Origin of the sequence: Legionella tunisiensis (assembly GCF_000308315.1) — a bacterium.
In the GTDB taxonomy this organism is placed as follows: Bacteria; Pseudomonadota; Gammaproteobacteria; order Legionellales; family Legionellaceae; genus Tatlockia; species Tatlockia tunisiensis.
In genome coordinates, this window is sequence record NZ_CALJ01000064.1 from 25,144 (window position 1) to 32,765 (window position 7,622).

Sequence of the window (7,622 nt, forward strand, 5' to 3'; positions counted from 1 at the left end):
AGTACTTACTTGTGTGATAGGTTAAATCGCTGATGCTTTTTATGTTCCATGCATCAATGTACAAGAACAATTAACATAGATTCTTGTGAATAACATGAGAGCCAAGAATATGAGACGATTAATTCATCCAGCTGTATTGATGATGTCCTTTTGGATGTTAATTTTTCTTGTCTATTTTTTAGCGCCGGTCATTCTAACGCCAGCTATTTCTTTTAGCGGCGTTATGTTTTTGATTGCACATATCTTGTTGTTTGTTCTTGGCTCAATTTTTTACACATATCTTTTGCCAAGCAAAAGCAAATCACATCATTCTACAGCTGATTATTATATTTCCAAGCGGTTACAACGACGAATAAATACCGTTTTATTCATTAGTATAATGGGTGGTTTAGTTAGTATTTATAGCAAATTTTCTGAGTTGACTGAGTTTAGTCTTGCCTCTATATACGGATTGCGACTCTTGCGTGCACAAAGCTTACTATATATGGAAGAAGTCCACAGCAGTTTTGCTTCTGCCGGAGCGTTTTTATGTTATCCAGCAGGTTTTGTAGGATTAGTGAGTGGAATACTTTGCTATGAAAATGTGTCCCGTATCACCAAACTATTAATGATTGGCTTTGTGTTTACCATCTTGGGTATCGCAATTTTTGCGGGTGGTAGAAGCCCCATTCTCGTGTTACTGCTATTTACAGGGGTTGCATTTTATACAAGAAGATATTTAGGTAAAAGCCTCCTGCCTAAATCGTTATTTATTCGTTGCGGCATTGTTGTGTTGTCCATAGCGTTTGTTGCATATAGCAGTATTCTATGGACAGTACGCTCAGCAAAGACAGGTTTGGACACTACTGCTTTTATGAACCATGCTGCAAGGGTTTGGGGCGTACAGCCAACGGATGACTTAATAAAAATAAGCAAATCTTTAAATAAACCACAACTTCCGCAAGCTGTTGTGAGTTCTGTTTTTATTTTATTCAGAATCTTTCTATGACGGAGCGATTATTAGATTCTATGAATGATATCAAGTTTTTATATGGAGGATACCACATTGATATTCTTGCTGCTGCATTGCGTGCTGCATCAGAAGGGGATGAATTTTTAAGGCCAGGCTATCAAATTCTCCTGACTGCCAATATTTATGGTTTTTTCACTGGAGCCTGGGGGGCATTGTTCATTGATCTGGGCTATTTTAGTTTTTTAGCTGCCGTGATATGGGGAGTTGTGGCCGGAAGATCATGGCGAAATTTTCATCGCAATCCCAATTTATTGACGGCGTTGAGTTACGTATTTTGGAGTTATTCAATACTTATCAGCTTCGTGTCCCCGCCATTTGGTTTTTCTAATTCTTTTGTTATTTATCTTTGGTTTGTTTTATTTTCAATATGGAGCAAAATTCGTATTTCTATCGATTATGAAAAGTTTTTAATCGTTCTGATAGGCGCAATCAGAAGTGTACTGCCTAATCAGTATCTGCCTGAGACGGGGAAATTTTAATTTAAGATCTCTATCCTTTTTATCGCTCTACGGTATAATCAAGCCCGTTCATAATGACAACATTGTTATGAAAACCAGCAAAGGATTGGAATGATGCCTATCTTGTCTATATGGGTTTTGTGGGGGGCTAAGGTTGACTAGACCTTGTGAGGTAAAATTAAAAATTAATGCTAATGAAGTCAAAATGTTATAAAAAGGGATTATCATTGTGAGCAAAAATACAATACTGATTACTGGGGCTAATGGTTTTGTTGGTAGAGCCTTGGTTTGCTCATTTTTAAAGAACAACCAGCCAATCCGAATTCTTACTCATTCAACCAATTCTGTGGCTATTTTAAACACGGAAGTTTCTGCTGATCTCGATGTTTATTGCATAAAGACAGTCATAGATAACGATCAGTGGGATAAATTATTCGATGGAGTTGATGCAGTTATTCATTGTGGAGCGCAAACGCGCCCTCAAAAGAATATTGAAAATTCGCAGCAGCAGTTTATGAAAGCTAATTATGATACAACCATGAATTTAGCTAATAAGGCGGTTATATATGGCGTTCGTCGTTTTGTATTTTTAAGTAGTATGAGTGTTTTTGGTAATATGAAACAATATATTCCCTTTACTGAAGAAACAGCGCTAGTGCCAATAACGTCTTACGGGGTGTCGAAATTAAGAGCTGAAGAAGCATTAAAAGAACTTTCTAATAAGATAGAATTAGTCATTATAAGACCACCTTTGGTTTATGGTCCGGGAGTAAAAGGTAATTTCAAAAAACTATTTTCGTTAGTGTATAAAAAATTACCCTTGCCTTTAGGCGCTATAAAAAATAAGCGCCATTTTATAGGTATCAACAATCTTGTTGATTTTATCATTTTATGTGTTTGGGCAGAAAAGGCCAAAAATGAGATTTTCTTGTCGCGGATAATGAGGCTTTGTCAACAACGGCTCTAATCAATCAAATTGGTCGAACCATGGATAAGAAGAGTTATTTAATTCCGATTCCGCACAAGTTTTTAGAAATAATGCTAAAAATGATGGGGCTATCTCGATTGGCAGATCAATTACTTTATAACATTGAAATAGATTTTACCAAGGCCAAAATGTTGCTCAATTGGGTTCCTCCTTACTCTTTACAAGAAGAACTGCAATTATCAATTAATCATTTTCTACAAGAACAAGGCACGTTCGATAAAGAAATCTGTACTTAATAATAAGTCTGATTACACACCTAGATCCCAGGCAACACTTTTTATTTGAGCGATTTATTGTCTACTATTATAACTAAGTAGCAAATATAGTTTATCAGAGGAACATGCCTAAAGGGATGGTGATGAAAAATGTGGCTCCTAAGAGTGATACTATTTCTTTGCCTTGCCACTGTACCCGCTGTTGTTGACGCCAATGTTAAAGTGGGTACAGTTTATTTCTATCCGCCCTACGTAATATCCAACGAGGAAGGTTTTGATATTGATCTGATACACTTACTATGCAGGGGTTTGCAGGAGGACTGCCAATTAGTACCTATGCATTTTGATGAGCTTTATTCTGCATTAGACAAGGGTGACATTGATATTGCTATTGCCGGAGTACCTATTCCTGGAAACCAAGACTCTTATGTTTACAGTTTGCCTTACATGATAAGCAAAGCTCAATTTTTAACTCTAAAAGGAAATGGTATTAACTCAATAAGTGATCTAAAAGGTAAATCGGTTGGTGTTATAGTAGTTGGTAATCCTCAAAATAATGTTTTTATGATTATTTATGCACTGGCTCCGAACAGTTTACTATTAAAGAATACCACGATATTGATGACATTATTAATGCGTTGACAGATGGTTCTCTTGCAGCCGCTTTTCTTCATCGCTCTGCTGTAAATTACTGGGTGGTGAATGGTGATAATCAATTTCGAACCCTCGGAGATACTTTTCTTTTAGGAGCGGGTATTGCAATTGTTGCTCTTCCTAAAAATATGATCTTGATTCAAAGAATCAATCAACAATTACAGCAAATGGAGCAGAATGGTACTTTTCTAAATTTATTTAATATGTATTTCTATAATGAGTGATATTAAGCGGTTAATTAAAAGCGCTGTGCCAATTGATAGTGCTCCAAGGTTTTCTGATTAAGCATGTCTACCGAATGTCCGTCAGCTAAGCGCTTTAGCAAATTATCCAAAGAATTTATACGTCCGCTAAGGATTTTTTCCAATATATAACCAGATCGCTTGCCACCGCGGTAATAGCTATGATTTAACAGGGTTGATTTTCTGTTGATTAAACGTTCTTTAGTCGTTTTATCAGAATCTTCACTTATCTGTTTATAGGCCTGATTGATGGCTTTTTGGATACAAGAAGAATTGGTCTTCAATGAGTTTTTTGCCTCCTTGAGCATGTCGGTTACCCCCAGCATGAAAAAATTCATTATCAGGAGCAAATAGATCGCCAATAACTTGCCTGGGCAAGGTTAAAAAGACTTCAACGTCAAAGGGAAGAATAAAATTAAAACCTCTGTGCGCAGGAATAGTTTTAGCAGCAGAATTAAATTGAGGGTTTTCGATAGCTGACTCAGCGCAGGTAAGTCCACCAAAGCCAAAGTGGAATTTATTTCCGCCATCCACAACTGCTATTTTTTTGCCGTTGAAGAATCACCCAGGCAACCGGAATTGGATAACATGATATTATTTACTACATCCCAGTCATGGGTTATAAGTGCTACGCAATAAAGTTTTCCTAGCAAGTAAAGTTCGTTATTGCAGAAATTTAAATTAGCTCGACTTGGTTTTTCTCTCTCATCCCATTCCGTTGCAGACGTCATCGAATCTCCCAGAAACAAGGTTAATTTTTTTCAATGAATTCGTTGAAGTCAGAAATAAAACGGGAAATTATCCATGGCTCACCTGTTATCGGATCGATATGTAAATAATTATCTGGGACCTCCATACTGACTGGAAACAAGGCTCGGGCAACTTTCATATAAACAATCTCACCGAAAGCTGCCTCAACGGCTAAGTCTTTGAGATGCCGAATATAGGGCTCTAGCTTTGTTTTGTCCAAACTGGGAATAGTTTGCTTCTGATTCTCAAAATCCAGATAAGTCCATTCTTTATAACGGACTAATTCTATTGGAAATGAATCTTTAAAAATACTGGCTAGAGTGCGATATCGGGGTTTTTTCACTAGATAACTGGCTGCCTCATCTCCCTGCAGAAAGAGTTTTGAAGCAGTCCCCGTGCTGATAGCAGGTATTTTAGACAACGGCTCAAGAACTTGTTTACGTCCATTAAGTAATAATAATACTGGCATTATTGTAACCTTGTTATTTTAGTAGATCGCGTTGATTGCCTTTTGAGATTAATGTCATCTCTTTCTCAACAGTACGACAAGGCTAAAATTCGATGGCCGCGGAATCCGGTAAAAAATGGTGGAACGTATTAATATATAAGACAAATTTTAATTGACCGGGATTGATACGCTGAATAATCCAGTCCTCTCCAACGAAACATTTGATTTTTGCCTGGGGAGATGAATTTATAAGACGACCTTCCCAATAGACACAACCAACTGCTCTCACTCTTTCAGGAGTAGAGCATAAGGGAGTAATTAACCAACTTTTTTGAGAGATATGAATTTCATCAGTTAGTTTTTGATGAATTTCAAAGTTTTTTGTAGAGAAATATCTTCACCATGCAAGAGGATGATTCGTGCTTCAGGATATAAAAAGAATTCAGATTGCTCGGCTGCCGTGCCTTTTTTCCATGACAGTTGAGTGAAAGCAATTACTAAGCTCAATAACATCCTGTTCACTAATAGGCATATCTTACTCCTGATTTAATTAAAACCCCTTCTTCTTAGGTTTGGCCTGCTATATCCTAATTATCTTTATCTTAGCGGATATTCTTTATTCACGGAAAGATAACGGGGTATACCTTAGCCAGTTTTTTTAGTTACAATGATTTTTTATAAATCGATGCAGCGATGCTAGAAATTCTTAGCATTGTTCGTCTTGTATGTAAATAGGTCAATTATGCCATCTTTTGATATTGTTTCAGAAATTAATGAAGTTGAATTAAGACATGCAGTAGAAAATGCCGTGCGGGAAATGGGCACTCGTTTTGATTTCCGTGGTGTAGAATCCAGCATAGAGCTGAAGGACTTAGTAGTGACACTTAAATCAGAATCTGATTTTCAGGTCAGGCAATTAGAAGATTTATTCCGTAACCATTGTACTAAACGGGGTGTGAGTGCTTCCGGTGTTGATATGGAAGATAAACCTGTTCATAGTGGTAAAACTTACTCTCTGTCAATGACTTTTAAGCAGGGTATTGATCAACCAACAGCAAAAGAAATTGTAAAATTAATTAAAGATAGTAAAGCAAAGGTACAAACGTCTATTCAGGGGGATAAAGTTCGGGTAACTGGTAAAAAACGCGATGACTTGCAAGAAACGATTGCTCTGCTAAAGAAATCAGACATCGAGTTACCTTTACAGTTTGAAAATTTTCGCGATTAGATTGGCAGTTTTGTTTTAATGGTGACTGCAGAAGAAATATTTTTTGCAAAAATAGCAGGGATTACAAATAAATTTTTCAGCAAAAAATGCTTTTAAAAAAAGCATTTTCATTTCAGTAAATTAGACATTTTTCTACTTTAAACCATGTGAAGCCTTTGATTTGAACTATTGATTAGCTTAAACCTGAGGCTTAGAATTGGAGTTGGAATACTTCAAAAAAACGCCAAATGGTCTATTATAAACCATATGGGTGATGACTATCCCTGGCTGAACCAAAATGTAATTTCAGTATAGGGAGATTGGTTTGAGGTGCGGTGTGTATACCTGCTTGTGGTGCAGGAAACCTGAAGTACTTCATAGATCGCCACCATGAGCGTCATTTAAGGCTCAGATACTCAGGAAGTCGTTGCCTGTATTTTTAATGTGGATAATTCATTATTCATACAGTATATTCTTCCTTCTTTTAGCAATGTTTCCTACGCTGAACCAATTCTCTTCTTCGATGTCATCGGTTATTTATGAAATAATCATTTCTTAAATGAGCTGCTTCCATAGCGCTTATTGCTGCTGGCTTAAAGAGAAGTAGTCATTGATTGTTTGTTTAAAAATAAACCTTGTAGTATAATTGTAGTGCAATTATAACGGCAAGGAAGCAACGATGAAAAAGTTAATTTTTGCCCTAGCTTTATTTTTCCCAACTCTGTTTTTAATGGGGTGTGCGCCAACAACCGTTTATTCCCCAGGTTATAATAACGACTATGTTTATTCTGTTGGTTATTATAACTACAGGCCTTATTACTGGAACAGGCCTCTTTATTGGGGCAGACCTTATTATTGGGGTTCCAGTTATGGTTGGCGCAACATTAGCTGGCCTGGCCACCGCGGCGTTTATGGCTATAGAGGCTGGTATAATCGCGGTTGGTAAAACGGCGAGTAGTTGCGACAATGAAGTCTTATTGTGAGCAGCTTGGTGCTTCTAAGTTGCTCACTACCTCTATGGCTATATCAACCGTAATTACTGAAATGTAAATGCGTTACTGCCTCACTATTAGTCCCATCACTTATACTTTCACAGGTTTGGGCAAGTACGGCGTAAACTTGCCTAATTTTTTCGCAGCAGTTTTTTGTTTATTTTAATATGCTGGCATGATTGCTGCAGTTCTAGCAAAAAACGATGTATTTGTTGTCAAGTGATGTTGATTTTGGAGTGCACCAGCGTGTCAGAATGATGCACGAGCTGACAATCGGTAATAATGATTTCACATAAAATAACGGCATGAGCATGGTAAAATTGGACATGCAGTTTTAGTGTCGAGGCGGCATATATGTTAAGAGTATTATATATAATTTGATATACCAAGGGCGCGAGGTTACATGAAGGGCTGGATCTTATATAAACGTAATAAGCAAGAATTGCTGCCAACCGATCATGGTGTTAATCGGCTATTAGCGGCTGCTACTAGTTTACAGATAGAACTCGATGTGTACAGACCTGAACAATTTGAATTGGTTATTACTCAGCATGATAAGAAAAGTATTTTTGCTAGATGGTGCACGAGTGGCATTGCCCGACTTTCTCTTGCCTCGTTTGGGCGCGGAAACGTCTTATTTTGCTTTGGCAATTATT

12 protein-coding genes are annotated in these 7,622 nt (G+C 37.2%); 9 read left to right on the forward strand and 3 right to left on the reverse strand.

Annotated features, from left to right (window positions below; genetic code table 11):
* Positions 1–109 precede the first annotated feature (109 nt).
* The 6 genes from BN58_RS05275 (at position 110) to BN58_RS35790 (ending at position 3,551) form a co-directional block, all read left to right on the forward strand.
* Positions 110–988 (forward strand): O-antigen polymerase, encoded by an 879-nt coding sequence (locus tag BN58_RS05275; RefSeq protein ID WP_019215957.1) that lies wholly within the window; start codon positions 110–112, stop codon positions 986–988.
* A 20-nt stretch (positions 989–1,008) separates the two neighbouring features.
* Entirely contained in the window at positions 1,009–1,491 is a 483-nt protein-coding gene (locus tag BN58_RS05280) for a hypothetical protein (protein WP_156812369.1), read from the forward strand.
* Positions 1,492–1,699: 208 nt separating this feature from the next.
* Positions 1,700–2,437, forward strand: coding sequence for an NAD-dependent epimerase/dehydratase family protein (locus BN58_RS05285; RefSeq protein ID WP_026069273.1), 738 nt, complete (start codon positions 1,700–1,702; stop codon positions 2,435–2,437).
* On the forward strand, positions 2,419–2,694 hold the full coding sequence (locus BN58_RS05290; RefSeq protein ID WP_019215959.1) for a Rossmann-fold NAD(P)-binding domain-containing protein: 276 nt from the start codon (positions 2,419–2,421) through the stop codon (positions 2,692–2,694). Before BN58_RS05285 ends, BN58_RS05290 begins: the two co-directional genes overlap by 19 nt.
* A 129-nt stretch (positions 2,695–2,823) precedes the next feature.
* Complete coding sequence (locus tag BN58_RS05295) at positions 2,824–3,315, forward strand: transporter substrate-binding domain-containing protein (protein WP_026069274.1); 492 nt, start codon at positions 2,824–2,826, stop codon at positions 3,313–3,315.
* Positions 3,312–3,551: a type 2 periplasmic-binding domain-containing protein gene (locus BN58_RS35790; RefSeq protein WP_026069275.1), complete on the forward strand. Its 240-nt coding sequence runs from the start codon at positions 3,312–3,314 to the stop codon at positions 3,549–3,551. The genes BN58_RS05295 and BN58_RS35790 overlap by 4 nt, the downstream gene beginning before the upstream one ends.
* A 14-nt stretch (positions 3,552–3,565) precedes the next feature.
* On the opposite strand, the gene BN58_RS05305 is transcribed toward BN58_RS35790, so the two are convergent.
* From BN58_RS05305 to BN58_RS05315, 3 genes are all read right to left on the reverse strand, one after another.
* Positions 3,566–3,877: a hypothetical protein gene (locus tag BN58_RS05305; RefSeq protein ID WP_232220357.1), complete on the reverse strand. Its 312-nt coding sequence runs from the start codon at positions 3,875–3,877 to the stop codon at positions 3,566–3,568.
* A gap of 231 nt (positions 3,878–4,108) precedes the next feature.
* Complete coding sequence (locus BN58_RS30565; protein ID WP_156812372.1) at positions 4,109–4,300, reverse strand: hypothetical protein; 192 nt, start codon at positions 4,298–4,300, stop codon at positions 4,109–4,111.
* Positions 4,301–4,320: 20 nt separating this feature from the next.
* Complete coding sequence (locus BN58_RS05315; protein ID WP_019215962.1) at positions 4,321–4,788, reverse strand: hypothetical protein; 468 nt, start codon at positions 4,786–4,788, stop codon at positions 4,321–4,323.
* 721 nt (positions 4,789–5,509) lie between these two features.
* On the opposite strand from BN58_RS05315, the gene BN58_RS05325 reads away from it, so the two are divergent.
* The 3 genes from BN58_RS05325 to BN58_RS05335 all read left to right on the forward strand — a co-directional run.
* On the forward strand, positions 5,510–5,995 hold the full coding sequence (locus BN58_RS05325; RefSeq protein ID WP_019215964.1) for a YajQ family cyclic di-GMP-binding protein: 486 nt from the start codon (positions 5,510–5,512) through the stop codon (positions 5,993–5,995).
* 716 nt (positions 5,996–6,711) lie between these two features.
* Positions 6,712–6,957, forward strand: coding sequence for a hypothetical protein (locus BN58_RS29585; RefSeq protein ID WP_156812373.1), 246 nt, complete (start codon positions 6,712–6,714; stop codon positions 6,955–6,957).
* Between the two features lie 412 nt (positions 6,958–7,369).
* The coding region (locus tag BN58_RS05335) for a hypothetical protein (RefSeq protein WP_026069276.1) at positions 7,370–7,622 on the forward strand (253 nt) is incomplete at its 3' end.